Source organism: Fructilactobacillus sp. X8R4C1 (assembly GCF_059900905.1).
Genome location: NZ_JBWXVJ010000003.1, coordinates 203927 through 229250 on the forward strand (window position 1 = coordinate 203927; position 25324 = coordinate 229250).

The following is a 25324-nucleotide window of genomic DNA, read 5'->3' on the forward strand; positions in this document are numbered from 1 at the left end:
TTTTATTATTATGGAGGATATCATGAAAAAGCTCAGCAGTAGTCAAGTTCGTCAAATGTTTCTTGATTTTTTCAAAGAGAAGGGTCATACCGTGGAACCAAGTGCCTCACTAGTCCCAAAGGATGATCCCACTTTACTTTGGATTAATTCTGGGGTTGCCACCATGAAAAAGTATTTTGATGGTTCAGAAGTTCCAAGTAATCCACGATTAACTAGTTCGCAGAAGAGTATTAGAACTAATGATATTGAGAACGTTGGTAAAACGGCAAGACACCAAACTCTGTTTGAGATGCTTGGTAATTTTTCGGTTGGTGATTATTTTAAAAAAGAAGTCATTCCGTGGGCATACGAGTTATTGACTAGTCCGAAGTGGTTTGGATGGGATCCAAATAATTTATACGTCACCGTTTATCCTGATGACAAAGAAACAAAGGAATTATGGGAAAAGGTTGGGATTGCGCCTGATCATATTGTTGAAGCAAAGGACAATTTTTGGGACATTGGTCAAGGTCCCTCAGGTCCTGATTCGGAAATTTTTTATGATCGGGGTGAAAAGTACGATAACTTGGCACCTGATGATCCCGAAAATTATCCTGGCGGTGAAAACGAACGATATTTGGAAGTTTGGAATATTGTGTTTTCTCAGTTTAATCACACGCCTGAAGGAACCTATGAGCCACTTCCAAGAAAAAACATTGATACTGGAATGGGACTTGAACGGGTTGTATCAATTTTCCAAGATGCACCAACGAACTTTGAAACCGATTTATTTATGCCAATTATCAAGAAGACTGAGGAATTAAGTGATGGTAAGAAGTATGATGGTAATCGGAAAGATGACATCCCCTTTAAGGTCATTGCCGATCACATTCGGGCAATTACCTTTGCCATTGGTGATGGGGCCCTTCCCTCAAATGAAGGACGAGGTTATGTCATTAGACGCTTGATTAGACGGGCAACTGTTAATGGACACGAATTAGGTATTAATGATGCCTTTTTGTATAAACTAGTTCCCGTTGTTGGTCAAATCATGCAATCTTATTACCCCGATGTTCTTGAACAGAGTGATTATATTAAAAAGATTGTTAAAAATGAGGAAGAGCGTTTTAACACCACGCTAAGCGATGGCTTGCAACTGCTTAATAACCTTATTTCTGAGACTAAGACCAATTCTAAAAAAGAAATTTCTGGTAAAGATGCCTTTAAACTTTACGATACTTATGGTTTTCCCCTTGAACTTACCGAGGAATATGCTGGTAATGAAGGGGTTAAAGTGGATGAAACTGGTTTTGATGTTGAAATGCAAAAGCAACAAGACCGGGCTAGAAACGCTCGTGGGTCGAAGAAATCGATGAAAGTTCAACGAGATTTGTTACTTGATATTAAAACTCCTAGTGAATACGTGGGATACGATCGACTAACCGTTGACGCTGCTAAACTTAATGATATTATTTTTGATGAAAAGCTGACAAATCAGATCACGCCGGACCAAAAAGAAGCTGAATTAATTTTCGATAAAACACCATTCTATGCTGAGATGGGTGGTCAAGTAGCCGATAGTGGTAAGATTTATAACCAAAATGGTGACGAAGTGGCTGAAGTTGAGGATGTCCAAAAAGCTCCAAATGGTCAAAATCTTCATACTGTTAAAATTACCGGTGATATGAAGAAAGGTGAGAAGTACAAGTTAGTTGTTGACCGCAATTTCCATGATCGGGTTGAGAATAACCATACGGCAACTCATCTATTAGATCAGTCACTAAGAAATGTTCTTGGTGGTCATACGCAACAAGCTGGCTCACTAGTTCGTCCTGATTATCTTCGTTTTGACTTTACCCATTTTGGTCAAGTCACTGACGCTGAACTGCAAAAAGTTGAGAACATGGTTAATCAAAAGATTTTTGCTGCCATTCCCGTTCAAACCGTTGTGACCGACCAAAAAACCGGAAAAGAAATGGGCGCTATTGCACTTTTTGACGCAAAGTATGGCGATGAAGTTCGAGTAGTAAAGATTGATGATTTTTCAATTGAGTTTTGCGGTGGCGATCATGTTAAAAATACCAGTCAGTTGGGATTATTTAAGATTGTCTCTGAGACCGGAGTTGGATCTGGAGTCAGAAGAATTGAAGCTGTTACCTCTAAAGATGCTTTTAATCTTTTAAATGATGAGGAACGAATGTTAAAGGAAATTGGAAAGACAGTTAAGTCGCCAACAACCGAGGAAATTCCCGGCCGTGTTAAACAATTGCAAGGTCAAATTAAGGATTTGGAAAGTCGACAAGAATCACTTGAAACTAAGCTAGCTAACCAGGAAGCCGTAGACATTTTTGATGATGTTCAAGACGTTAACGGAGTCACTTTGATTGCAGGACACTTAAAAAATGCTAATATGAGTCAACTAAGAGAATTAGCTGATACCTGGAGAGATAAAAACGCTTCAGACGTTCTTGTTCTTGGGACTGGTACTGATGACAAAGCTAATTTATTAGTTGCAGTTAGTGAGGATCAAGTGAAGGCTGGAATTAAAGCTGGTGATTTAATTAAATCAATTTCTAAAAATATCAGCGGTGGTGGAGGGGGTCGTCCTAACATGGCCCAAGCTGGTGGTAAAAATCCAGCTGGTATTGATGATGCTTTAAAAGCTGCCAAGACTTGGATTAAGGAACATAAGTAATAGTTGTTATTTGAAAATTAGTCGTGTATTATCTTTTTTGTAGGGGAGGGATCTATGGTGGAGCACAAACAAGAAAACATTTCATTATTTAAAGACAAGTCGAATCTAGATATTCATAAGACGCTGGCGACTGTTTACCAAGCCTTAATTGAAAAGGGTTATGATCCTTATGTTCAATTAGTTGGTTATTTAACATCTGGCGATCCAGCATATCTTCCAAAATTGAATAATGCGCGGACGCTAATGTGTCATTACGATCGAGAAGAAATAATTGATGTGCTTTTACATTCATATTTGAAGGGTAGAACACCATCAATGGATGGGACGTCAGATTAGTGAGGTTAATGGGATTAGATGTTGGATCGAGAACCGTTGGTGTAGCCATGAGCGATGCTTTAGGGTGGACATCTCAAGGAATCGAAATCGTTAAAATCAACGAAGATGAAAAAGAGTTTGGGTTAAAACGAATGAAGGAATTAATCCAGAAATATGATGTCAACGGCGTTGTCATTGGACTACCTAAGAATATGAATAATACTTCTGGTCCAAGAGTAGAAGCTTCGAAAAATTATGGGGATTTGATAAAGAAAAATTTTAATCTGCCAGTTGATTTTGAAGATGAACGACTCACCACTGTTGAAGCTGAACGAATGCTGATTGAACAAGCTGATGTTTCAAGAGCAAAACGAAAAAAAGTTATTGATAAGGTTGCGGCTGAATTGATTTTACAGAGTTACCTTGATCGTAAGGGTAAGTTATGTAATTTCTAATTAGAAAAGAGGAACTAATATGAGTAAAGAAAACGAGAACAACCAACAAGAACAAGTTACGCTTGTCGATGAAGATGGAAAAGAAAGTTTGTATAATATTTTATTTACCTTCTCATCTGATGATTACAATCGTTCCTATATTTTTATTTATCCAGCAACAGATGATGATAACGATGAAGTAGATATTGAGGCTTATGCATTGCCAAAGGATGATGATCCTGCTAATCCAAGTGGTGGAGAATTAGAACCAATTGAAGATGACAATGAGTGGGAAATGGTTCAAGAAATGCTTGATACATTCCTGCAATCAGGACAAGATCAAAAATAATTAAATAATTAAGTGATGCTGGAAATCCAGCATCCTTTTTTTAATTAATTTAAAGGATTTTCATGATAAAATGGAAGCATTGCGGGAGGTTTTACTTTGGCTGGTAAAAATAGATTTAAAACTAAAATTGGTGGGAAGGAATATACTTTTATTGGGGATGCTTCAGATGAACACATGGAGACAACTGCGCGCATCTTAAACAATCAGTTGGCACAGTTAAAAAACATCTCCAAGGGTGTAAGTGATGAAGATGCTGCCATTTTAATTGCGTTTAATGCAATTTCTGATCAATTAAAAAAACAATTAGAACTTGATAAGATTAACAATAAAGCGGAGGATGACGAAGACTAATGTTATTTACAATTATCATCATAATTATACTAATCTTTTCGATTGTCCATGGTTATCATCGTGGCCTGGTAAATGAGTTATTCAGCTTTATTAGTTATTTGATTGCTGCAATAATTGCGTTTGTTTATGTGATTCCGGTTGCTGATTTTTTAAGAACCGTCTCTAATATGATTTTAGCGACCCATGCTTACAGCAATACTGGCTTCTGGCGGGGACTATCATTTTTGGTAACTTTTGTAGTAGTGGCGGTTATTTTAAGATGGGTTTCACATCTATTGAATCGAATTGTTTCTTTGCCAGTGTTAAGACAACTGAATTCACTCTTGGGTGCGGTTGTTGGCGTAATCATTAGTTTGTTAGTGATAATGTTAATACTTGATGGATTATTATTGACTAACAATAATTGGGTAAATACTGAATATCAAAATTCAACCGTCTCACAGATGATCACGATGGATTCTCCACACTTATTTAATCAAATGATAAATCGGTAAAATGGGATGAAAAAATGAACGAAAAAGTACTTGATACATTAGAATATAACAGAGTGAAGCAGTTGCTGGGTCAATTTCTAACCACTGAAAATGGATCAAGAGAATTAAAACAATTAAGGCCAAGTAGTGATTATGATGTAGTCTCTCACTCATTGGATGAGTCAGATGACGGCTCACATATTTATCGCCTAAACAAAATGATCCCAGTTCCTAGGTTAAATGACATTACTCCATACGTGAAACGATTAGCGGTTAATGCCGATTTAAACGGTACTGAGTTGGCTCAAGTTAGTGCGGTTTTACTTGCAAGTGTGCGGGTTAAAACTTTCTTTGATAATTTAGCGGATGATAAAATTGATTTGAACGTTTTGTACGATGAAGCCAAGAACTTTAATGATCTTCCGGAAGTTTCAAAACGACTTGAGACGTCAATTGACGAAGATGGACGAGTGTTAGATTCGGCATCTAATCAGTTGCGTTCCATTAGAAGAGAAATCGCGCGCTTAGAAGCTAATATCAAAACTACCATGAATAAGTTTATCCATGGCAAACAATCGAAATATTTGAGTGAGCCAATCATCACGGTTCGAGATGGTCGTTATGTTATTCCAGTTAAGGCAGAAGACAAACAAAAATTTGGTGGAATCGTTCATGATCAAAGTACAAGTGGATTGACTTTGTACATTGAACCTCAAAGTGTAGTCTCATCTAATAACGATCTGAGAAGATCACAACTAGATGAGCGCAAAGAGATTCATAAAATTTTGGGTGAATTATCCGACATGATTAGACCTTATCAAGAGGAACTCATGGAAAATGCTTCTAAATTAGGCCATTTTGACTTGATCAATGCTAAAGCCAAGTTTGCAGATCAGATGAATGCAACTAAGCCAAGTGTTTCAAGGGATAATCATGTTAATTTAAAAAATGTCAGGCATCCGTTAATTGACCAGCAAAAAGTTGTTGGAAATGATATTTCAATTGGATCTGATTTTCGACAAATTATTATTACTGGTCCGAACACGGGTGGTAAGACGATTACCATCAAAACGCTTGGGATAAATCAGTTAATGGCCCAATCTGGAATTTTTGTAATGGCAAATGAAGGTAGTCAAATTGGTGTTTTTGATAATGTGTTTGCTGACATTGGGGATGAACAGTCGATTGAGGCTAATCTTAGTACCTTCTCGTCTCATATGGATAATTTGATTGACATTTTAAAACACATTACTAAGAGAAGCTTAATTTTAATTGATGAACTAGGTGCTGGAACGGATCCTAAAGAAGGAGCGGCATTAGCTATGTCGATTCTAGATAAAATCAGTGAATCAGGTAGTGAAGTGTTGGCCACCACTCATTATCCAGAACTGAAAGTGTATGGCTACAATCGGCCCGAAACGATCAACGCCTCAATGGAATTTGATGAGAAGACCCTTGAGCCAACATATCGACTATTGATGGGAGTTCCAGGGCAAAGTAATGCTTTAAACATTGCTAAGCGTCTGGGATTGGATGAGTCGATCATTTCTGAAGCTAGTTCACTAATGGATTCTAATAGTCAAGATATCAATAAAATGATTAAGCAACTAACAAAACAGACTAAAGCTGCCGATGAACGTGCCCGTAAACTCAAGGTGGAACTGGCAGATAATGAACAATTGCACGCTAGGTTAGACGAGCAACTCACTAAGTTTAATAATAATAAAGATACGATGGTTAATGATGCCAAGCGTCAGGCCAATCAAATTGTTTCAAAAACAAGACGAGAAGCTAACGAAATTATTAATCATCTTCATCACCTTCAACGTCAAAGTAAACAATCAGTCAAAGAAAATGAATTAATTGATGCTAAGGGAAAGATCAATTCTCTTGAACAGCATCCAGAACTTAAACATAATCGTGTTTTGAAACGAGAAAAAGCAAAGCATAACTTTAAAGAGGGTGATGACGTACTGGTTAAGTCTTATGGGCAAAGGGGTGTTCTGCTTAATAAGATTGGTAGAGATAATTGGGAAGTGCAACTTGGAATTTTAAAGATGAAAGTTTCCGAGTCTGACCTTGAAAAGGTTCAAAAAGAGACTTCAAAGCCGAAAAAGCACACGCCTAGTGTGCGGCGAACGCGTTCAAGTGGGATTTCACCAACCCTTGATTTACGTGGTGAAAGATATGAATCAGCCATGCAACAACTAGATCGTTACATTGATTCCGCTCTTTTGGCTGGTTATCCGTCCGTTACCATTATTCATGGGAAGGGAACCGGGGCTCTACGTAAGGGAGTCATAAATTATCTAAAACGCAATCGCCGCGTTAAGGAATTTGGCTTTTCACCAGCAAATGCTGGTGGGGACGGCTCAACTGTCGTCAAGTTTAAGTAGATTGTATGCAACTTAGTTGCATTTGAATCAATACGTGTTTATACTTATTCATAGTAAGAAGTTAAGGAGGCAAATGTTATGGTTAATGAAACTAATGATGCAAACTTTAAAGAAGACACTGCCGATGGGATTTCAGTTGTTGATTTTTGGGCACCATGGTGTGGCCCATGTAAGATGCAATCACCAGTAGTTGAAGACTTGTCTGAGGATCCTGAGGTAGCAGATAAGGTTAAATTCTTTAAAATGAATGTTGATGATAATCCAAATACTTCACGTGAATTTGGAATTATGAGTATTCCAACTTTGATGGTGCTTAAGGATGGCAAGGTTATCGACCAAATTGTCGGCTTTCATTCAAAGGATCAGTTAAAGAAATTGTTGTCTGCATATACAGCATAAAAAAAGAGCCAAATGGCTCTTTTTTATTTTGCGATGATAATTGGTTTAAAATCACTAGGATTGTTGACCGGAGCATTGGGATCAGAAACAACTATAAAGTTCACACTGTTTAATTTAATGGTTGCTTCGCATTCGGTTGCGATTTGATCGATCTGCTGTTTCGTTTGTGCTAAAAATCCAGCTTCAAGCATAAAATCGGGATCCTTGTTCAGCTTTAATCTGGTTTCGACTTCTGGTCCAGCTAATTTCCAGTTGATTTTTTTGAGACTTTCCTTTTTAAGTTCTAGATTACCAAACTGACTTTGTTTAAAGAATACTTGAAGATCATCATTTGATGCTAGTGGGAACTTAGTGGCAAGATCCTTGCCAGCCCAGTATAAGATGTCGTGAATATCTTGATCCAACAAATCTGGTAAAAGACTATCTCTTAAAAGTTCGATTCCCCAAAAGGGTGAATCAGAATGTTCTTTGCGAAACTTTTCGTATTTATTCATATCAGAGTCCTCTTCCAAAAAGATACTTTACAAATAACATTTTATCATAGAACACCGTGAAATAAAGGAGAAAGGCAACTTGAACTAAATTTAAAAAAACGCCATAATTAGATTTGAAGTTAATAGGAGGGATAATATGAAATCATCACCAGTAGCTTATATGGATTCTGGAATTGGTGGAATGACAGTTGCAAAAGTGGCACTTTCAAAATTACCACATGAAAACATGATTTATCTTGGAGACGAAGCCCGACTTCCTTACGGCGAAAAAACCGCAGATGAGGTTCGCAAGTACTCAGCTGAGATCGGGAGTTTTTTTGTTGATCAAGGCGCTAAGATGATGGTGATTGCTTGTAATACTGCCACGGCAGCAGCTCTTTCGTATTTAAGAAAGATCCTTCCAATTCCCGTGATTGGAGTTATTGAACCGGGAAGCTTAGCTGCAGTTAAGAAAACTAAAAATCAAAAAATTGGTGTAATTGCGACCAAAGGTACGGTTGCTAGTCACTCTTATCAAGATACAATTAAAGGCATTGATCCTAATATCACTGTGAAAGAAGTGGCGTGTCCGGATTTTATTCCGCTTGTTGAAAGTGGTGATTATCAAAGTTTGACCGCTAAAAAGACGATTATTGAAGGTTTGAAACCGTTTAAGGATAGTGGGATTGATACGTTAGTATTAGGTTGTACTCATTTTCCAATTATTGCGAGTTTAATTGCGGATGTAATGGGCCCCGATGTTACTTTGGTTAATCCTGGATACGAAACGGTTAATGCTGTTAAAAATGAATTAAAGCAAAAGGGTGAACTAGCAAACGTGAAATCGCCTAGTGATCGTTTTTACACCACTGCCGATGTTGAAAGATTTGATAAAGTGGGTAAAAACTGGTTGCATACTGATATTGATGCTAAGTTGATTCCTGTTAAACAATTGGAGAAATACTGATGAAAAATAATCAAATTGTTCTTGCCTCAAAAAATCCTGGTAAAATCAATGAGTTTTCGGAGATGCTTTCAAAATTAGGCTTAACCGTGAAGTCAATTAATGATTTTGAAGATGTTCCACCGATTGATGAGAATGGTTCAACCTTTGAAGAGAATGCAAGTATTAAAGCCAGGGTCGTCTCTGACTACTTAAATTTGCCGGTGTTAGCTGATGATTCAGGTTTGGTGGTTAATGCTTTAGGTGGAGCGCCCGGAGTTCACTCAGCGCGTTATGCTGGCGATCATAATGATGAGGCTAATAAAGCTAAATTGTTAAAGAACATGGCGGGTCAAAAGGATCGTTCCGCCCATTTTAATACAACACTGATTGTGAGAAGACCGGATGGTAAACAACTAGTGGTTGTGGGAAGAGTTAACGGTCAGATTGTAGAAACTCCAAAAGGGACAAATGGATTTGGTTATGATCCTCTCTTTTATCTTCCTGACGTTGGTAAAACTTTGGCGGAGTTAACGGACGCCCAAAAGAATCACTACAGTGCTCGTGGCAATGCTTTGCGTAAGTTAACTAGTGTAATTGAAGATTGGTGGTAAAAAAGAGCCTATCACGATTAGTGATAGGCTCTTTTTTAGTTTGTGCTTTGTGGTGGTTCTGGCACCACTAAAGGTGAAAGTGGAAGATTAATTCCGGCCTTATTAATAGCAGTCAGATATGCTCCTAGATATTCAGCGTTAACGTCGAATTCACGTTCATTCTTAGTGTGTAAGAAAACGGAGATTGCAAGCGAGCCATCTTGTAAGAAGTTAGTCCCGAAGATGACTGGTTTACCAACAATGTCAGGGTCATTGGGACACTTTTCTTCGTTAACTTGAGCAAGGATATCTTCGACCTTGTGGATTGGGGTTTCAGGAGTAATTCGAATATTGATGATGGTCATCATTTCTCCACGGGAAAGGTTGGAAACGGTGGTGATGCTACGATTAGGGATGAAATTTAAAGTTCCATTGATACTTGTGATTTGAGTCGTGCGAAGTCCAACGGCTTTAACGTACCCCTCAATATTGTTAATAATAACGCGTTCCCCCACATCGATTTGATGTTCAGCTAGGATAAAAAAGCCACTAACAATATCACTGACGAATCCTTGTGCTCCAAGTCCAATTGCTAAACTGAAGATTCCGGCTCCTGCGAGTAACGTTCCAACTGGGATTCCAATCATTGACAATAGGGAATATAACCAGAAGAAAACGACGGTGTAGTAGTAAATGTTGGTGGTAAGGGTGTACATCGTTTTATTTCGTCTGGCAGCAATGGGTTCTGACGTTCCGGTTATTTTGGGCAATTTATCCTGTTTTTGCGAGATATCATTTTGACGTTTGTTAAAATAGTGTTTAATAAATCTTCTTCCAACTCTTATTATAATTAAGAATAAAATTGAAACTAAGATAATGCTGATAATCTTGGTAGTAAGATTAGAGAATATTTTAGCCCAGTCAAAACTTCTAAAATACTTAGTTAAAAACGATGGATTTGCTACGTTTTCAACGGATCCTGATTTAAGGGCTGATGAAGCGTTAGCTCCGTTAGCCACTAATTGGATAAATATGTTCATAATGTCCTCCGCTCCTAATTCTTCGATTATCAACATTTTAACAGAGACGAGACCCAAATAAAATTAAGCTTTTTAAATTGTCATATGGGTTAGATAATGCTATTCTAAATGGAGAAGAAGCCATTAGGAGGATAATTAAATGGGGATTGGTGAGTTAGCAGCGCTAATTGCTGCAATTGCTTTTTTAGTATTAGTTGTATTTTTATGCTTGTTTTTGGTCCGTTTATCAAAAACGGTTAAAGACTTAAGTAAAAATGTTGATAGTCTTACTAATGATGCAAATCATATTAGCAAAGAGTGTGAGCAGATTATGGTGATTTCAAATACATTGTTAAATAATGTTAACTCAAAGTTGGATCAAGTTGATCCAGTTTTTCAGGCTGCCGCTGATTTAGGTGTTAGTGTTTCAGATTTAAATGAAGCAACTAGAACTGCAACTGAAAAAGTTAGATCGAAGAGTGGTTTGTTAGCTAAGACTTCGGCTTTAACTTTTGCTGGTAAAATAATTGGTAGATTGTTCTCCAAACGCAACAAAAATTCTGAAGGAACAAATTAAGGGGTTGATTGGTTATGAATTTTAAAAAGGGAATGCTTTTAGGATCAGTAATCGGTGGAACTGCTGCATTCGTAGCATACAAATTATTAGATGAATCGAGAAAGCGTGAGATCAAAGACTTTCTTCTTGATACCACTGAAGATGTTAAAGATCGTGCGCTAGATTACGTCTATTACGCAAATGATACTGCTGAAGACCTTAAGGATCTTGCTTCAGATAAGATGGATGATGCTAAAGACTCAGTGCAAAAAGTAAATGAATCACTGGGGGATAAGTTATCTGATTTGAAAGAGGCTGTTAATTCATTAAGGGCGAACGTTGAGGAACATCCTGCTCCTAGAAATGAATTAGATAATCTTGCTAAAGAAAAAGAATCTGATGACATTGTGATTGATCCTGATGATGCCTTTAGTGATCAAGATCGAGCAGAAACAATTTATCCAATTCACGAACATCACGAAAAGTAATTTATTTACCCAAATCGGACGGTAGTCCGGTTTTTTTTGCCTCAAAATGTAACCGATTTCACTTGAATGAGTTCTTTTACTTTGATATATTTATAATAATTAATGGTCTAGTAGTACATAATAGGAGAAACCAAATTTGAAAAAACAAAATGTGACAATTTATGATGTAGCTCGTGAAGCCAATGTTTCAATGGCAACTGTCTCAAGGGTAGTAAATGGGAATCAGAATGTGAAAGATGCTACCAAACAAAAGGTTTTGAGTGTCATTGATAAACTTGACTATCGACCTAACGCAGTTGCTAGGGGACTAGCAAGTAAAAAGTCAACGACGGTTGGAGTTATTATCCCCAACGTTACCAATACCTATTTTGCTTCGCTTGCACGCGGGATTGACGATATAGCAACGATGTATAAGTACAATATTATCTTGACTAATTCGGATGGGAACAATCAGCGTGAACTTACTTCAATGAATACATTGCAAGCCAAGCAAGTTGATGGAATTGTATTTATGGGAAATGAAATTTCTGATGAACTTCGGACTGAATTTAAAAAGTCACACGCCCCAGTTGTTTTGGCAGGTTCAGTTGATGCTAGTGGTAAGATTCCTAGTGTGAACATTGATTATCGCCAAGCCGTGTATTCCGAGGTTACCCATTTGATTAGTAACGGGAACGATCGTATTGCTTTTATCTCCGGACCCTTAAACCGATCGATTAATAAAGATTTCAGGTTAAAAGGGTATAAAGACGCGCTTTCAGATGCTGGAATTCCGTTTGAGAAAGCATTATTATTTGAGACCGATGTAAGCTATTCTGGTGGATATGCTTTAAGAGAGCAACTAAAAAAGAATGAAGTAACTGCGGCAATTGTTACCGATGATGATATGGCTGCTGGGGTGATGAACTCAATGACCGATGACGGTGTCAGTGTCCCCGGGGAATTTGAACTGGCCACTAGTAATGATACTAAACTGACTGAGATGACTAGACCAACTATGTCAACTATTACTCAGCCGCTTTATGATGTTGGAGCTGTTGCCATGCGACTCTTAACCAAGTTGATGAATAATGAAGAAATTGATGAAAACAAGGTCTTTTTACCCTTTGGATTAAAGAAGCGTGAATCGACCAAATAGAACTATGCTTGATACTAGGGCCACTAATTGATATAATTGTAGAGTTAATATGTTTAAAGAGAGAGGAGTTGTGATCATGTCAGGACATTCAAAGTGGCATAACATTCAAGGACGAAAGAACGCCCAAGATGCTAAGCGTGGAAAGATTTTCCAGAAGATCTCACGTAACTTATATCAAGCTGCAAAAGCTGGTGGAAGTGATCCCGAAGGAAATCCTCAATTAAGACTAGAAATGGAAAAAGCTCGTGAAGCAAACATGCCAAAAGATAACGTTCAACGAGCAATTGACAAGGCTTCAGGAGTTGGTGGAGCTAAATTTGAAGAAGTAACATATGAAGGTTATGGACCTGGTGGGACTGCCGTTATGGTTTCTGCTCTAACCGATAATAAAAACCGAACCGCTGCTGCTATTCGTTCAGCCTTCACTCACCATGGTGGTTCCCTTGGAACTGACGGATCGGTCTCATATATGTTTGACCGAAAGGGTCTTATTACGATTTCAAAGTCAGATACTGATGACGACGATGATAGTATGTTGATGGCAGCGTTGGATGCTGGTGCTGATGATATGAAATCAACGGATGATGAGTATCAAATTCTTACTGATCCTGCTAGCATGGCTAGTGTTCGTGATGCATTACAGGATGCAGGATACAAATTGGATGCCGAAGTTAAGTTGATTCCACAGAATACGACAGAAGTTCCTTCAGATAAAGTTGAACAGTACAGTGGTCTAATTGATGAATTAGAAGATAACGATGATGTTCAAGATGTTTATGAGGCTGCTGTATTACCTAATCAAGCTAAATAATTAAATTAGTTTATAAAAGATGCAATCTTTAATTAGATTGCATCTTTTTTTCGTATTTAGTTATGAAGGATGTGATTAAAGTGAAAGTGACACAATGGTTGAACAATATTATGGAATTTGCAGTTCAACGACAAGCTTCGGATGTTTTTATTTTACCTAAGGAAAAAGACTATTGTATCAAAGTTCATACGGCCGTTCGGACGATTCAAATTACGGATTTGAGCAAAGACATGGCTAAAAAAGTCATTTCATATTGTAAATATCAAAGTGGGATGTCGGTTACGGATAATCGGAGGCCCCAATTAGGATCGATGGACTATGTAATCAAAGGTCAAAAATTACGTTTACGATTGTCATCGGTGGGTAATTTCAGTCAAGATGAATCAATGGTAATTAGGATTATCTATGACAGTAATCATGTCGATAGTGGCTTTTTTTATGCTGATCAAATTCAAAAGATCGAGTCCTCCTGTAAAAAACGTGGTTTACTTTTGTTTGCTGGTCCTACTGGTTCTGGTAAGACGACCACGATTTATCGAATCGTTAGAAGCATTAGTAAAAATCAGATCGTGATGACAATTGAAGATCCAGTTGAAATTTATGAAGAAAATTTTTTACAACTTGAGGTTAACGATCGGGCCCAAATGACTTACGCTGATTTACTTAAAGTGGGACTAAGACAACGTCCTGATGTTTTTATAATTGGTGAGATTCGTGATCCTCAAACGGCCGAAGTGGCAATCTCAGCGGCTCTATCGGGACATTTAGTGCTAAGCACAGTTCATGCAAGGTCTCCTGAAGGAACAATTCAAAGATTGCTAGAGCTCGGGGTTGATTATGAAAGAATCAAATCAGCTTTGAATTTAGTGGTGTATCAACGATTAATACCAACCGTTTCAAAGAAGACTAAGACTCTTATGACTATTAAAGATAAATTTGGTGATCATGCGCTGTTAAAAGACGATATGAGTGATTGGAAGAATCGAATTGATGAGCTTTCGAGGAAAGGAATAATTAGTGAAAAAGTTAAAGATGAATACTATTACGGGTAAATGTGTTTCCCTTAAACAACAGTCATTCTTGTTCTCAACCTTGGGAGACCTTTTATCGATGGGATTTTCTATCCAACAAAGCTTGAAGTTTATTAAAGTGGTGTCAACAAAAAATCAGAAAATAGTTACTAGGATCATGCAAAGTTTGGCGGACGGGAATTCGCTGCCAGAATCGATGAGATTCTTTTTGAGTGAATCAATTTATTACCAATTAGAAATTGCCGATAAACATGGAGATTTGATTAATGAGATGAAAGAGGTCGGGGAGTTCTTAAAGTTAAGAATTGCTCAAAATGAAAAGATTAAGGGAGTTGTAATTTATCCAGCATTTTTGTTTGTGGTCTTGTTTAGTATTATTTTTGCAGTTAGGTTTGTGATCATGCCCCAAACTGCTGATTTAACCGGTAAATCAGCTTCTAATGGAAGTCATTTTATTCAATATGTCGTTTATGGATTAATATTCATGGCGCTTGTGGCGGGAATTTTTGGTTATCAAAGTTTTAAAAATAAAAAGTGTATTGATCGAATTAATTTGTTGGTAAAGATCCCATTACTTGGTTCATTGTTTAAGTCATATTACCAATATTTTGTGACCTCCAACTTTGCGCTAATGATCAAAGGAGGATTGGACTTAAAACAAGTTGTTTTTAGTTTATTAAAATTTGATCATCAGAGTCTTCTATATGATGTTGGGAAGACCATGCAAGATGGTTTTAACAATGGACTTAGTTTTGGAGCAAGTTTAGCTCATTATTCCTTTGTTTCTGAGGAAATGATTGTGTTTCTATCAAATGGAAGTACTCAGTCTGAATTAGCCCAAAATTTAAAAGCTTTAAGTCAGCTCAGCTTTAAAGACATGATCAAAAAGTCGAATTTACTGATTAAGTTAATCCAGCCGATTTCATTTGCGGTGATCGGCATCCTAATTGTGGGTGCTTACTTGCAGATGTTACTGCCAATGTATAACTCAATGAAAGGAATTTACTAATGAAGAGAAAAGGATTCACACTAATTGAAATGACAATTGTCTTATTCATTATCTCGCTACTGGTTCTAATTATTATTCCGAACTTAAGCAATCAAAAGGATCACGCCAAAAAAATTCATGGATCGGCGATGGTGTCGGTTATTCAAACTCAAATCGATGCTTATGAAGACGAAAAGCATGACGGAAATGTAACCATTAACAAGTTAGTTAGAAGCCATTATTTAACGAGTAAGCAGGCTAAACAAGCTCAAGTGGAAAGAGTGGTCGTAGTAAAAAATCATGCCGTTCAAAGATAATCAAGAGGGTTTTACGTTAGTGGAAAGTCTCCTCGTTTTGTTTTTAACATCCCTTATTTTAGGGATCACCTTGGTTGCCGGAAACTATTTGGGATTTTTTGAGGGTAAAGAGGAACGCTTTTTTCAAACTTTAGATTCAGGGTGGAACGACGCGTTACTAGAGTCACAGAATAGTCATCATTCAACGGACGTATTGTTTTATCCAGATGATGAAGTGGTGTTTGCTAAGTGCGGCAAATCGAAACAAAAAGATAAGATAATTAGGATGCCAAAGGGATTAAGCGTTAAAAGTTATCATGATATTGAGATCAAAAGTGATGGATACGTTAAACCGCAAACAATTCGATGGTATTCGCAAAACCAAAAGAAAACGATTTTACAAAAAATTCAACTTGGATGGGGTGCATATCATCTTGAGACTATTAAATAAAATTAGACTTGGATTTACGTTGATTGACTCTTTAGTTGGTCTAATTCTGATTTGTAGTGGTGTGATCTTTTATTTAAACGTTAATGATTTTGAATATCATTGCTTAAGAAAAAGTCAGTATGAAACACATCAGGTTAGGATGAATTATGAACGTGCATTACTTAAAAAATATAAATGATCGAGCCGGCTTTTCGTTGATTGAGTCCATTTGTTCACTTTTGTTGGTCTCGTTAGCATTTAGCTTGATTATGATTACTAGTCAATTAATTCAAAAGGAAAAGTGGAGTGATAATCAGGGAACCTTTTATCGTTATCTTGATGTGATTGAGTCACCTGATTATCAGTTTAAGATGATTAAGGTCACTAAAGATGCCATTAAATTAAAGAGTAAGAAGGAAAATAAGGAATATATAATGGAACATTATCATGACATGGTTCGATTGCGTGGAGTAAATGGTGGACATATTCCAATCATATTAAACGTTAGTAAGGCATCTTGGTCATTACATCATCATATATTAACTAGTCAAATTAGAATTAATGGGGTCAATTATGAAGCCAAAAGTCACCTGTAAGAGAAGCGGGAGTTTAACGTTAGTTGCAATTTTGTTTTTAACTTTTTTGTCTGGAATAGTTGTTTATCGTTACCAAAAGATTAATTTTCAAATTCAAAATAATCATATTCGAACCGCAAAATATCAAAGACTAACGAAAGAATTGAATAATTCTAATAGATAAATGAGAAATCTTGAATAATATGCGTGAATTCTGGTAATATTAACCCTAGATATATAAGAAGAGGGGTTGATATTCTGTCTGAGAAAGAATCAATATCATTGTTTCAAGTTTTTGATCAATCCAGTAAAGTCTTGAGTCAGGCGTTAGGTACTTCGTATCTAGACGCTTTCATCGAAACCGCCGATAATATGATTGATAACAATACCGTTCGGGTCGAGGATGGTATTCCGAAATCCAACGTTGTTGATGAACTGACTAAGTTGTATCAAACGGTTGACTATAAAAAGATGGATAATGAATCGATTAGACGTGCTATTCAAATGGTTATGATCAAAGCTACTAAAGAAGATAAGATTCAGGCAAATCATCAAATAACTCCTGATACAATCGCTTACATCATGGGATACATAGTTACGCGGATTTATGAACACAAGTCTAGCGTGAGCATCCTTGATCCAGCAGTTGGAACTGGGAATTTACTTACAGCGGTCATGAATCAGCTACACGATTCACTTCATGATACTGTTAAGGGATATGGAATCGATAATGATGATTCAATGATTTCAATTGCTAGTATTAGTTCTGAAATGCAAGATTTGGATGTTGAACTAATTCAGCAGGATAGTATTGAACATCTGTTGGTTCCTAAGGTTGATTTAGTTGTCTCTGATCTCCCAGTTGGTTATTATCCAATTGATGAAAAGACAAAAGGTTATGCGACGCGGTCACAATCTGGTCATTCATATGTTCATCATTTATTGATTGAGCAGTCAATGAATTACTTAAAGCCTGCTGGATTTGGAGTGTTCCTAGTTCCAAGCAATCTTTTTGAAACGAGTGAAGCAAAGGGACTTTTGAAGTGGTTTCAAGATTCGGTTTATTTACAGGGAGTACTGAATTTACCCCAAGAGTTGTTTGGGGATAAAAGTGCTCAAAAAGCCATTTTAATTTTGCAGAATTGTGGTGGAGATAGTCACCAAGTTCAAAAAGTGATGTTAGGAGAGTTTCCTTCGTTTAAGGATACGACTGCCTTTCAAAAGTTCATGGCGGAGATTGTTGATTGGGAAGAAAACGATTTATTGAAGAAATAGTTGAAATTAAGGAGATTACTCATGGGTAAGATTATTGCAATTAATGCTGGTAGTTCGACTTTAAAGTTTAAGTTGTTTAAAATGCCAGAAGAAGAAGTTCTTGGAGAAGGTTTAATTGAAAGGATTGGCTTACCAAAATCACATGTTGAAATTAAATATGATGATGGGAAGAAATTTGAGGAAACATTAGATGTTAAGGATCATGAACAAGCAATCCAAATTTTGTTAGATCAATTACTCGATCTTGATATTATCAACGACTATAACGAAATTACCGGAGTTGGACATCGAGTCGTTGCTGGTGGAGAATATTTCGATCAATCGGTAATCATTACTCCTGAAGTTCTCAAAAAGATCGAAAGTTTGGATGAATTGGCACCCTTGCATGAGCCAGCCAATGTTTTAGGAATTAAGGCATTTGAAAAGGTGCTTCCAAACGTGACTAGCGTTGCCGTCTTTGATACATCATTTCATCAAACCATCCCCGAGAAAAATTATCTGTACAGTCTTCCTTATGAGTACTACGAAAAATATACGGCTCGTAAATATGGATTCCACGGGATTAGTTATCGCTATGTCTCTCAAAGAGCAGCTGAGTTAATGGGTAAACCCGTAGAAGATTTAAAGATGATTATCATGCATTTAGGTGCGGGGGCTTCAATTTGTGCCGTTAAGAACGGTAAGTCCTATGACACATCGATGGGATTTACCCCAGTTACTGGTTTAACCATGGCTACGCGTTCAGGTGATGTTGATCCTTCTCTTTTGGCCTACGTTATGGAAAAAGAAGGAATGACAGATATCAACGATATGATTAAAGTCTTAAACACTAAGTCTGGATTACTTGGTATTTCGGGTGTCTCTGCTGATATGCGTGAGGTTGAGGCTGCTCAAAAGACTAATCATCGTGCTAGAATTGCCCGTCAAATCTATGTTAATCGAATTGTTAGATACATTGGATCCTACCTAGCTGAACTTGGTGGTGCTGATGCAATTGTGTTCACTGCTGGAGTTGGTGAAAATAGTATTACCGTTAGACAAGAAGTTACTGATCAATTGTCATACTTCGGGATTGGCGTTGATAAAGAAAAGAACAATGTGCGTGGGGTGGTTAGAGATTTGAGTGCTGATGGCTCAAAGATTAAGACCCTTTTGGTACCAACCAACGAAGAATTGATGATTGCCCTTGATGTTCAGCGACTTGAAAAGGAAAAGAAAGCAAGTAAATAACCTAAAAGAAATCTTGATAAATCCAAGATTTCTTTTTTATGTCATTGATTTAACCTTTTTTGAAATTTTGGTAGTTTTTCTTACAAAATATCTGTATAATTTCCATAAAAAGTAGCAAACAGCTTCACGTATCCGTGTATAATGTAGGCATACGTAAAGAAAGGATGTTTTTGTTGGAAAAAAATACAAATAATGAAAACCAAATGTCACGTGGACTTAAAAGTCGTCACGTTCAATTAATGGCACTAGGCGGGACCATTGGAACCGGATTGTTTTTAGGAGCTGGTCAATCAATTCATTTGGCTGGTCCATCCATTATCATTGCATATATAATTGCTGGAGTTGCTTGCTTTTTCTTAATGAGAGCACTTGGTGAATTACTACTTTCAAATACGAATAGTGTTTCGTTCATTGAATTTATTAATAAGTACCTAGGAGAAAGAACTGGTTTTGTGGCAGGCTGGACCTACTGGTTTTGCTGGATTGCCATTGCAATGGCAGAAGTAACCGCTGCTGGTCTATACATGAAGTTTTGGTTTCCTGACCTGCCACAGTGGGTAACTGCTGCCTTCTTAATTTTGATTTTATTCTTGTTGAACTCAATCACCGTGTCTGCTTTTGGTGAAACCGAATTCTGGTTTGCATTGATTAAAGTGGTGGCCATTGTGGCGTTAATCATTATTGGAATTGTTTTGGTTTTAATGCATTACAAGACAAGTGTTGGTTATGCACAGGTGTCTAATTTGTATTCTGATGGCTTTTTTGCCCATGGTGCATCGGGATTTGTCCTTTCTTTTCAAATGGTTCTTTTTAGTTTTGCAGGAATTGAAATGATTGGGATGACTGCTTCAGAGACCCAAGATCCTCAGAGAATCATTCCTAAATGTATTAATGAAGTCCCAACTAGAATCATTATTTTTTATGTTGGTTCGTTATTGGCTCTAATGTGTATTTTTCCTTGGCAGTACATTTCAGCAAATTCGAGTCCTTTTGTCCAAGTGTTTTCAAACATTGGAGTTAAGTCAGCAGCTGCTATTATTAATTTTGTGGTCTTGACCGCTGCAGCCTCTTCTTGTAATAGTGCTATTTTTACTACCGGTAGAATGTTATTTTCTCTAACCGACAAGAGCCAAAATAAATTTGCAAAGAAGCTTGGAACGCTTTCAAAAAGGCACATTCCTGCAAATGCAATTTTGTTTTCAACGATTGTGATTGCTATTTCAGTGTTGTTAAACATTTTGATGCCAGACGGTGTTTTTGAATTAGTTTCAAGTATCGCTACTACTTGTTTCTTGTTTGTTTGGTCTTTAATTGTTATTACACACTATGAATATCGCAAGTCACTTAACCAAGAACAGACAAACAAACTTACCTTCAAGATGCCATTTTTCCCATATTCTGACTTTTTCGTTGTTGGATTTATGGTCTTCGTTGCTTTTGTTTTAATTTTCAAAATGCAAACATTGATCGCATTAATTGGATCGGTTGTTTGGCTTCTTGTTCTATATGGATTTAAAGTTTTAAATGATAAAAGAAGAGAAAACAAAGAAGTCGATGATTAAAGTCATCGACTTTTTGATTATAGTTATTGATGGATGTTAAAATAGAAATTAGCGATAGTTACAGAAAACATTTTGAGGAAGTAATTTTATGGATGATAAAGTAGCAATTCTGCATACCAATGATCTTCATTCTCATTTTGAAAATTGGCCCAAGATCAGAAGATTTATGAAACTAAGAACAAAACAATTGGAAAAGCAGGGTTATCGAGTGTTTAAAGTTGATGACGGTGACGCCATTGACCGATCAAACGCGCTGACTGATGCTACTTCTGGTAAGGCCAACATTGAATTGATGAATTCAGTTGGTTATGATGCTGCCACAATTGGAAATAATGAAGCACTAACAATGTCACATGACGAACTGGCGCATCTTTATGATGATGCCAATTTTCCCGTTGTTTTGGATAATGTGATTGATGAAAGAACTGGTCAACTTCCAAAATGGGCGATCCCGTATCGTGATTTTAAGCTAAAAAATGATGTTCGGGTCCGTTTTATGGGCTTAACGGCACCTTATCCCACGTACCAATACATGGATTGGAATTCACTTCCAATTAAAAGTACCATTGAGCGTTGTTTGAATGATTGGAAGGGGCAATATGACGTTCTGATTTTGCTTTCCCACTTAGGGATTAGCAATGATCGAAGAATTGCGAAAGCATTTCCTGACATCAATATTATTGTTGGGGGCCACACTCATCATTTGTTAGTTCATGGTGAAATGGTTAATCAAACCATGTTAACCGCGGCTGAGAAATGGGGCCACTACGTCGGTGAAATTACTTTTGACGTTAACGCTGAAAAAAGAGTAGAGAACGTTAAGGCACGTGTATATAAAACGTCTGAAATGGAAACCGATGTGCAAGATGCAGAGGAGATTGAGCGTCTTGAAGATCGCGGTGAGAGAATTTTAGCAAGTAGTAAGGTTGCTGACATTCCTCATACAATGACAACGTCACTAACTGATGATAATGAACTGGTTGACTTGGGACTAAAGGCCATTGAAGCTAAAGCTGGGACGACTGCTGCCGTTTTGAACACGGGTTTGTTTTTGGGTGATTTAAAAAAGGGAATTGTTGACAAAAACGAACTCCATAAATTATTACCACATTCAATTCACGTTATGAAAAGTCAATTTTATGGTTATAACTTGTGGGAAATGATTATGGAAATGGAAAAGAACAAGGACTTTTTAGTTCGTTTTGAGCAAAAAGGAATGGGTTTTCGGGGAAAATATTTTGGAAGACTCATTTATGATGGGATTCGATACGACACTAATAAAAAGCAGTTATTCTATCATAATCAACTAGTAGAACCCGATAAAAGATACACGATTGCTTTGATTGATCATTATAGTTTTATTCCGTTTTTCCCGGCGATTAGTATTGTGGGTAAAAATAACATTTTTTATGGTGAAACTTTGCGGGATGTTTTTGGTGATTATCTAGCAAAGAAGTTTCCGATCGAGGGGAAGTAAAATGGATCACAACGAAATTGAGAGTTTGATTGAAACAAGGAATGATGAGAGAGATTCCTTGGCTACTATTAAGCAGGTTGATGAAACAACTTTAAGCATTAATGGCCACGTGTACGTTCTTGAAGCTAATATTAGAAATGCTTTTGATTTAGGTGAATTTGCCAATAAATTTAATCCCATTTTGACACGTTTTGATTACATTGTTGGTGACTGGGGATATAATCAGTTACGGCTAAAGGGTTTTTATGCTGACTTTAGAAATGTTAGTAAGGGTTTACGTCATGCGGCAATTCCAGATTATATTATTGAGGATGCCAATTTTGGTTCTAATTACTTTGTCTTACACAATTTGGAAGCCGAAAAGGAAAAGAATCAAAGCCATAAAACTAGTAGAAAAAGACAACATGCTGGTGGAAAAAATAGAAAAGCAGGAACTGCAAGCAAGCATAATGCTAATCAGACGTCAAATAATAATTTTAAATCAAAACATTTTAGAGATGGCAAGCGTAGCTTTACCATTAGACAGAAATAGGTGAAATCTTGATGAAGAGTTACAAGGGATATTTAATTGATTTGGATGGAACCGTTTATCAAGGGAAGAAGCGAATCCCAGCGGCTAAGCGTTTTATTGAGAGACTCCAGAAAAATCACATTCCTTTTTTATTTGTTACGAATAATTCAACCAAGACTCCAAGTGAGGTGGTCCATAATTTGGCACTTAATCACGATATTCATGTTACAAATGACAACGTTTATACTTCTGGGATGGCTACAGCTGCTTTTGTTAGTGAGGATGCGAAGTCGCATGAAAATAAAGCCAGAACGGCGTACGTTATTGGAGAAAATGGATTAAAGGAATCCATGGAGAAAATGGGTTTCAGTGTTTTTACTGATAATCCAGAGTACGTAGTGGTTGGTCTTGATCGTGACTTGACGTATGAAAAATTAGCACGAGCAGTGCTGGGGATTGCCCATGGTGCTAAATTTGTTGGAACTAATCCAGATGCGAGAATTCCAAGCGAATATGGGATGCTGCCAAGTGCTGGTTCAATTATCGACTCAGTTCGGTATGCTTCAGGGGTTGAGCCGGTGATGATTGGTAAACCCAAGACCTTAATTGTTAGAAAAGCTTTAGATCAATTGAATTTAAGCAAAGCAGACGTAATCATGGTAGGCGATAATTATGACACTGATATTATGGCCGGCATTAACGATGGAGTAGATACTTTGCTGACTTATACTGGTGTGTCTACCAGGGAACAGGTAAAAAAGAAAGAAGTTCAACCTACTTATGAGGTAAATAGCTTAGATGAATGGAATACTTTATAGTTTGAAAGATTTAGTAGTATTTGTTTTAATACTACTTTTTTTAATAACATTTGCCGTTTTTTTTGTTATCAATGCTAGTTGGCTTTATTATGTTGCATTTTCCGTGTTGAATTTAACTAATCAATTTCATGTTTCAAGTGGATTATTAATGAGTAATTTTTATAAAATGATTGGTTTCATTCAGAATCCATTTGCGTCTAAATTAAGCTTGGACCAGTTTCCAATTTCGGCAAATGGGATGGTACATTTTAACAATGTAAGAGCGTTGGTATTAGCTAATAATTTGGCATTGTTAATTGTATCCATGGTTTTACTTGTCATTATGATTCGTTTCCTTTACTTTAAGAAGTTATGGAAGTTTCAGTTGCTTTCAGAGATGACGATTTTATTTATAATTTTTTTTGGAGTCTTTTGTGTTTTGGATTTTCAAGATGTTTTTATTTATTTCCATGATGTTCTTTTTAGAAATCAGGATTGGGTTTTTACGCCAAAGAAAGATCCAATCATTAACGTATTGCCGAATCAGTATTTTTTAATGTGCTTTTTGTTGTTTTTTTTAATTATTCTTTTGGGATTATCTTTTATAATTTGGATTGGTAAAAGACAACTAAAAAAAGAGTCTGTCTAGAAGATTAAGATCTAATAGACAGGCTCTTTTTGTTTGAAACCTATTTCGATGTAGAAATCTTGCTTTTTAGATATCCAATTAAAGCTGGAATTAGTGAAATTACGATAATCAAAATGATTACTAGTGAAAAGTGTTCTTGAACGAACGGAATATTTCCGAAGAAATACCCGGCTCCACAACAAATCAGTACCCAACTGATACAAGCAATGAGGTTGTATTTAAGGAATTTTTTATAGCTGAAATCTGTGCCAGCGGCTACAAATGGGGCAAAGGTTCTGATAATTGGCATGAATCTAGCCAAAAAGATGGCAATTGCACCGTATTTATCGAAGAATTCACGTGCACGAGTTAGATCTTCTTCCTTGATAAATTTACCAAAAAAGTGGTGTTCAGTTAGTGCGTTTCCAACTTTTCTTCCAATAAAGAAGTTAAGGGAGTCTCCACCGGCAGATGCTAAGAAGAAGATAATGATGAATATCCAGATACTAAGATGATAATTGGAGTTAGCAGATAGGGCAGCGGCTGCAAATAAAAGTGAATCTCCAGGAAGGAAAGGTAAAATGACCGCCCCAGTTTCAATAAATATGATTGCAAATAAGATTAAGTATGTCCAATCGCCAAACATGTTTACGATCGTGATTAAGTGATGATCAATGTGTAATATAAAGTCAATTAAAAATTTAAAAAAATCCATGTTTTTCCTCTTTTTATATAAGTCATTAACTATTTAAGTGTATCAATAAAATGAGGATTTTTGAATTTAATTTTTTCTTATTTAAATTAATTTGGGTTTATTTAAAAAAAGTATTGACGTTAACTGTGATAGATAGTATAGTATTAGTTGTCGTCAAGTGCGGCATATCAATTTGGTTAAAATTAGTCAAACTTTTCTATTGACAATAAATTAACCACATGGTATATTATTGTATGCGGCGTTGAGGTATAATAAGGCGACGTTGCGTCAGAGTAGATCTTTGAAAACTGAACAAGATTTTGATTACAAGTGTAAGGTAGTTTTAAGTTGTAGAACTTAAAATTAAACATTTGCGAAGTCAATTCGCTTTTTAATTCTTTTGAAAAAGAATAACAAC

The 25324-nt window shown here is 36.6% G+C and carries 29 protein-coding genes; 26 read left to right on the forward strand and 3 right to left on the reverse strand.

Annotated elements, in window-relative coordinates:
- Positions 1-22 precede the first annotated feature (22 nt).
- The 8 genes from alaS to trxA all read left to right on the forward strand — a co-directional run bounded on the left by alaS (position 23) and on the right by trxA (position 7391).
- Positions 23-2674, forward strand: coding sequence for an alanine--tRNA ligase (gene alaS, locus AC6UDA_RS05835; RefSeq protein ID WP_500711298.1), 2652 nt, complete (start codon positions 23-25; stop codon positions 2672-2674).
- 54 nt (positions 2675-2728) lie between these two features.
- Positions 2729-3010, forward strand: a complete 282-nt coding sequence (locus tag AC6UDA_RS05840) for an IreB family regulatory phosphoprotein (RefSeq protein WP_500711300.1) — start codon at positions 2729-2731, stop codon at positions 3008-3010.
- A gap of 8 nt (positions 3011-3018) precedes the next feature.
- A complete protein-coding gene (gene ruvX, locus AC6UDA_RS05845; RefSeq protein ID WP_500696091.1) occupies positions 3019-3444 on the forward strand; it encodes a Holliday junction resolvase RuvX in 426 nt (141 codons plus the stop codon).
- A 19-nt stretch (positions 3445-3463) separates the two neighbouring features.
- On the forward strand, positions 3464-3772 hold the full coding sequence (locus tag AC6UDA_RS05850; RefSeq protein WP_500694395.1) for a DUF1292 domain-containing protein: 309 nt from the start codon (positions 3464-3466) through the stop codon (positions 3770-3772).
- A gap of 96 nt (positions 3773-3868) precedes the next feature.
- Complete coding sequence (locus AC6UDA_RS05855; RefSeq protein ID WP_500694396.1) at positions 3869-4123, forward strand: cell division protein ZapA; 255 nt, start codon at positions 3869-3871, stop codon at positions 4121-4123.
- Positions 4123-4617, forward strand: coding sequence for a CvpA family protein (locus AC6UDA_RS05860; RefSeq protein WP_500696092.1), 495 nt, complete (start codon positions 4123-4125; stop codon positions 4615-4617). Before AC6UDA_RS05855 ends, AC6UDA_RS05860 begins: the two co-directional genes overlap by 1 nt.
- A 14-nt stretch (positions 4618-4631) precedes the next feature.
- Positions 4632-6992, forward strand: coding sequence for an endonuclease MutS2 (locus AC6UDA_RS05865; RefSeq protein ID WP_500694398.1), 2361 nt, complete (start codon positions 4632-4634; stop codon positions 6990-6992).
- 78 nt (positions 6993-7070) lie between these two features.
- Positions 7071-7391, forward strand: coding sequence for a thioredoxin (gene trxA, locus AC6UDA_RS05870; RefSeq protein ID WP_500694399.1), 321 nt, complete (start codon positions 7071-7073; stop codon positions 7389-7391).
- Between the two features lie 23 nt (positions 7392-7414).
- On the opposite strand, the gene AC6UDA_RS05875 is transcribed toward trxA, so the two are convergent.
- Positions 7415-7885 (reverse strand): YslB family protein, encoded by a 471-nt coding sequence (locus AC6UDA_RS05875; RefSeq protein WP_500694400.1) that lies wholly within the window; start codon positions 7883-7885, stop codon positions 7415-7417.
- 136 nt (positions 7886-8021) lie between these two features.
- On the opposite strand from AC6UDA_RS05875, the gene murI reads away from it, so the two are divergent.
- Both murI and AC6UDA_RS05885 read left to right on the forward strand, forming a co-directional pair.
- Entirely contained in the window at positions 8022-8831 is an 810-nt protein-coding gene (gene murI, locus AC6UDA_RS05880) for a glutamate racemase (protein ID WP_500708176.1), read from the forward strand.
- Positions 8831-9421, forward strand: coding sequence for an XTP/dITP diphosphatase (locus tag AC6UDA_RS05885; RefSeq protein ID WP_500696095.1), 591 nt, complete (start codon positions 8831-8833; stop codon positions 9419-9421). Before murI ends, AC6UDA_RS05885 begins: the two co-directional genes overlap by 1 nt.
- Before the next feature lie 35 nt (positions 9422-9456).
- On the opposite strand, the gene AC6UDA_RS05890 is transcribed toward AC6UDA_RS05885, so the two are convergent.
- A complete protein-coding gene (locus tag AC6UDA_RS05890; protein WP_500711302.1) occupies positions 9457-10440 on the reverse strand; it encodes a mechanosensitive ion channel family protein in 984 nt (327 codons plus the stop codon).
- A gap of 139 nt (positions 10441-10579) precedes the next feature.
- Here AC6UDA_RS05890 and AC6UDA_RS05895 point away from each other — a divergent pair, with 139 nt between their 5' ends.
- The 16 genes from AC6UDA_RS05895 (at position 10580) to AC6UDA_RS05970 (ending at position 24233) form a co-directional block, all read left to right on the forward strand.
- On the forward strand, positions 10580-10996 hold the full coding sequence (locus AC6UDA_RS05895; protein WP_500711304.1) for a DUF948 domain-containing protein: 417 nt from the start codon (positions 10580-10582) through the stop codon (positions 10994-10996).
- A 14-nt stretch (positions 10997-11010) separates the two neighbouring features.
- Positions 11011-11463 carry a YtxH domain-containing protein gene (locus tag AC6UDA_RS05900; RefSeq protein ID WP_500711306.1) on the forward strand — a complete coding sequence of 151 codons (453 nt, stop codon included), beginning with the start codon at positions 11011-11013 and terminating at the stop codon, positions 11461-11463.
- A gap of 136 nt (positions 11464-11599) precedes the next feature.
- On the forward strand, positions 11600-12601 hold the full coding sequence (gene ccpA, locus AC6UDA_RS05905; RefSeq protein WP_500694406.1) for a catabolite control protein A: 1002 nt from the start codon (positions 11600-11602) through the stop codon (positions 12599-12601).
- Positions 12602-12677: 76 nt separating this feature from the next.
- The gene (locus AC6UDA_RS05910; protein WP_500711308.1) at positions 12678-13412 is read left to right on the forward strand and encodes a YebC/PmpR family DNA-binding transcriptional regulator; all 735 of its coding nucleotides are present in this window, start codon (positions 12678-12680) and stop codon (positions 13410-13412) included.
- A gap of 62 nt (positions 13413-13474) precedes the next feature.
- A complete protein-coding gene (comGA, locus tag AC6UDA_RS05915; RefSeq protein WP_500711310.1) occupies positions 13475-14464 on the forward strand; it encodes a competence type IV pilus ATPase ComGA in 990 nt (329 codons plus the stop codon).
- Complete coding sequence (comGB, locus tag AC6UDA_RS05920; protein WP_500711328.1) at positions 14445-15452, forward strand: competence type IV pilus assembly protein ComGB; 1008 nt, start codon at positions 14445-14447, stop codon at positions 15450-15452. Before comGA ends, comGB begins: the two co-directional genes overlap by 20 nt.
- A complete protein-coding gene (comGC, locus tag AC6UDA_RS05925) occupies positions 15452-15748 on the forward strand; it encodes a competence type IV pilus major pilin ComGC (protein ID WP_500696102.1) in 297 nt (98 codons plus the stop codon). The genes comGB and comGC overlap by 1 nt, the downstream gene beginning before the upstream one ends.
- Positions 15732-16178: a prepilin-type N-terminal cleavage/methylation domain-containing protein gene (locus AC6UDA_RS05930; protein ID WP_500711312.1), complete on the forward strand. Its 447-nt coding sequence runs from the start codon at positions 15732-15734 to the stop codon at positions 16176-16178. The genes comGC and AC6UDA_RS05930 overlap by 17 nt, the downstream gene beginning before the upstream one ends.
- A 146-nt stretch (positions 16179-16324) precedes the next feature.
- Positions 16325-16753: a competence type IV pilus minor pilin ComGF gene (locus AC6UDA_RS05935; RefSeq protein WP_500696895.1), complete on the forward strand. Its 429-nt coding sequence runs from the start codon at positions 16325-16327 to the stop codon at positions 16751-16753.
- 261 nt (positions 16754-17014) lie between these two features.
- Entirely contained in the window at positions 17015-18007 is a 993-nt protein-coding gene (locus AC6UDA_RS05940) for a class I SAM-dependent methyltransferase (RefSeq protein ID WP_500711330.1), read from the forward strand.
- A gap of 21 nt (positions 18008-18028) precedes the next feature.
- On the forward strand, positions 18029-19237 hold the full coding sequence (locus AC6UDA_RS05945) for an acetate/propionate family kinase (protein WP_500696104.1): 1209 nt from the start codon (positions 18029-18031) through the stop codon (positions 19235-19237).
- Between the two features lie 164 nt (positions 19238-19401).
- Complete coding sequence (locus AC6UDA_RS05950; protein ID WP_500696105.1) at positions 19402-20799, forward strand: amino acid permease; 1398 nt, start codon at positions 19402-19404, stop codon at positions 20797-20799.
- An 88-nt stretch (positions 20800-20887) separates the two neighbouring features.
- The gene (locus AC6UDA_RS05955; protein ID WP_500711314.1) at positions 20888-22276 is read left to right on the forward strand and encodes a bifunctional metallophosphatase/5'-nucleotidase; all 1389 of its coding nucleotides are present in this window, start codon (positions 20888-20890) and stop codon (positions 22274-22276) included.
- A gap of 1 nt (position 22277) precedes the next feature.
- Complete coding sequence (locus AC6UDA_RS05960) at positions 22278-22808, forward strand: YutD family protein (protein WP_500711316.1); 531 nt, start codon at positions 22278-22280, stop codon at positions 22806-22808.
- Positions 22809-22819: 11 nt separating this feature from the next.
- Positions 22820-23605, forward strand: a complete 786-nt coding sequence (locus AC6UDA_RS05965) for a TIGR01457 family HAD-type hydrolase (protein ID WP_500711318.1) — start codon at positions 22820-22822, stop codon at positions 23603-23605.
- 1 nt (position 23606) lies between these two features.
- Positions 23607-24233 carry a TIGR01906 family membrane protein gene (locus AC6UDA_RS05970; RefSeq protein ID WP_500711320.1) on the forward strand — a complete coding sequence of 209 codons (627 nt, stop codon included), beginning with the start codon at positions 23607-23609 and terminating at the stop codon, positions 24231-24233.
- Positions 24234-24273: 40 nt separating this feature from the next.
- Here AC6UDA_RS05970 and AC6UDA_RS05975 read toward each other — a convergent pair whose 3' ends face one another.
- A complete protein-coding gene (locus AC6UDA_RS05975; RefSeq protein ID WP_500694417.1) occupies positions 24274-24927 on the reverse strand; it encodes a VTT domain-containing protein in 654 nt (217 codons plus the stop codon).
- Between the last annotated feature and the right edge of the window lie 397 nt (positions 24928-25324).

Bases quoted from the DNA above. Each gene is read 5' to 3' on its own strand.
- AC6UDA_RS05840 (WP_500711300.1), top strand. From the start codon at position 2,729: ATGGTGGAGCACAAACAAGAAAACATTTCATTATTTAAAGACAAGTCG.
- AC6UDA_RS05955 (WP_500711314.1), top strand. From the start codon at position 20,888: ATGGATGATAAAGTAGCAATTCTGCATACCAATGATCTTCATTCTCAT.
- AC6UDA_RS05950 (WP_500696105.1), top strand. From the start codon at position 19,402: ATGTTTTTGTTGGAAAAAAATACAAATAATGAAAACCAAATGTCACGT.
- AC6UDA_RS05935 (WP_500696895.1), top strand. From the start codon at position 16,325: ATGAACGTGCATTACTTAAAAAATATAAATGATCGAGCCGGCTTTTCG.
- AC6UDA_RS05850 (WP_500694395.1), top strand. From the start codon at position 3,464: ATGAGTAAAGAAAACGAGAACAACCAACAAGAACAAGTTACGCTTGTC.
- comGC (WP_500696102.1), top strand. From the start codon at position 15,452: ATGAAGAGAAAAGGATTCACACTAATTGAAATGACAATTGTCTTATTC.
- AC6UDA_RS05960 (WP_500711316.1), top strand. From the start codon at position 22,278: ATGGATCACAACGAAATTGAGAGTTTGATTGAAACAAGGAATGATGAG.
- AC6UDA_RS05945 (WP_500696104.1), top strand. From the start codon at position 18,029: ATGGGTAAGATTATTGCAATTAATGCTGGTAGTTCGACTTTAAAGTTT.
- comGA (WP_500711310.1), top strand. From the start codon at position 13,475: ATGAAGGATGTGATTAAAGTGAAAGTGACACAATGGTTGAACAATATT.
- AC6UDA_RS05930 (WP_500711312.1), top strand. From the start codon at position 15,732: ATGCCGTTCAAAGATAATCAAGAGGGTTTTACGTTAGTGGAAAGTCTC.
- AC6UDA_RS05895 (WP_500711304.1), top strand. From the start codon at position 10,580: ATGGGGATTGGTGAGTTAGCAGCGCTAATTGCTGCAATTGCTTTTTTA.
- ruvX (WP_500696091.1), top strand. From the start codon at position 3,019: ATGGGATTAGATGTTGGATCGAGAACCGTTGGTGTAGCCATGAGCGAT.
- AC6UDA_RS05890 (WP_500711302.1), bottom strand. From the start codon at position 10,440: ATGAACATATTTATCCAATTAGTGGCTAACGGAGCTAACGCTTCATCA.
- AC6UDA_RS05875 (WP_500694400.1), bottom strand. From the start codon at position 7,885: ATGAATAAATACGAAAAGTTTCGCAAAGAACATTCTGATTCACCCTTT.
- AC6UDA_RS05965 (WP_500711318.1), top strand. From the start codon at position 22,820: ATGAAGAGTTACAAGGGATATTTAATTGATTTGGATGGAACCGTTTAT.
- AC6UDA_RS05975 (WP_500694417.1), bottom strand. From the start codon at position 24,927: ATGGATTTTTTTAAATTTTTAATTGACTTTATATTACACATTGATCAT.
- AC6UDA_RS05910 (WP_500711308.1), top strand. From the start codon at position 12,678: ATGTCAGGACATTCAAAGTGGCATAACATTCAAGGACGAAAGAACGCC.
- AC6UDA_RS05900 (WP_500711306.1), top strand. From the start codon at position 11,011: ATGAATTTTAAAAAGGGAATGCTTTTAGGATCAGTAATCGGTGGAACT.
- AC6UDA_RS05860 (WP_500696092.1), top strand. From the start codon at position 4,123: ATGTTATTTACAATTATCATCATAATTATACTAATCTTTTCGATTGTC.
- alaS (WP_500711298.1), top strand. From the start codon at position 23: ATGAAAAAGCTCAGCAGTAGTCAAGTTCGTCAAATGTTTCTTGATTTT.
- AC6UDA_RS05885 (WP_500696095.1), top strand. From the start codon at position 8,831: ATGAAAAATAATCAAATTGTTCTTGCCTCAAAAAATCCTGGTAAAATC.
- murI (WP_500708176.1), top strand. From the start codon at position 8,022: ATGAAATCATCACCAGTAGCTTATATGGATTCTGGAATTGGTGGAATG.
- AC6UDA_RS05865 (WP_500694398.1), top strand. From the start codon at position 4,632: ATGAACGAAAAAGTACTTGATACATTAGAATATAACAGAGTGAAGCAG.
- trxA (WP_500694399.1), top strand. From the start codon at position 7,071: ATGGTTAATGAAACTAATGATGCAAACTTTAAAGAAGACACTGCCGAT.
- comGB (WP_500711328.1), top strand. From the start codon at position 14,445: ATGAATACTATTACGGGTAAATGTGTTTCCCTTAAACAACAGTCATTC.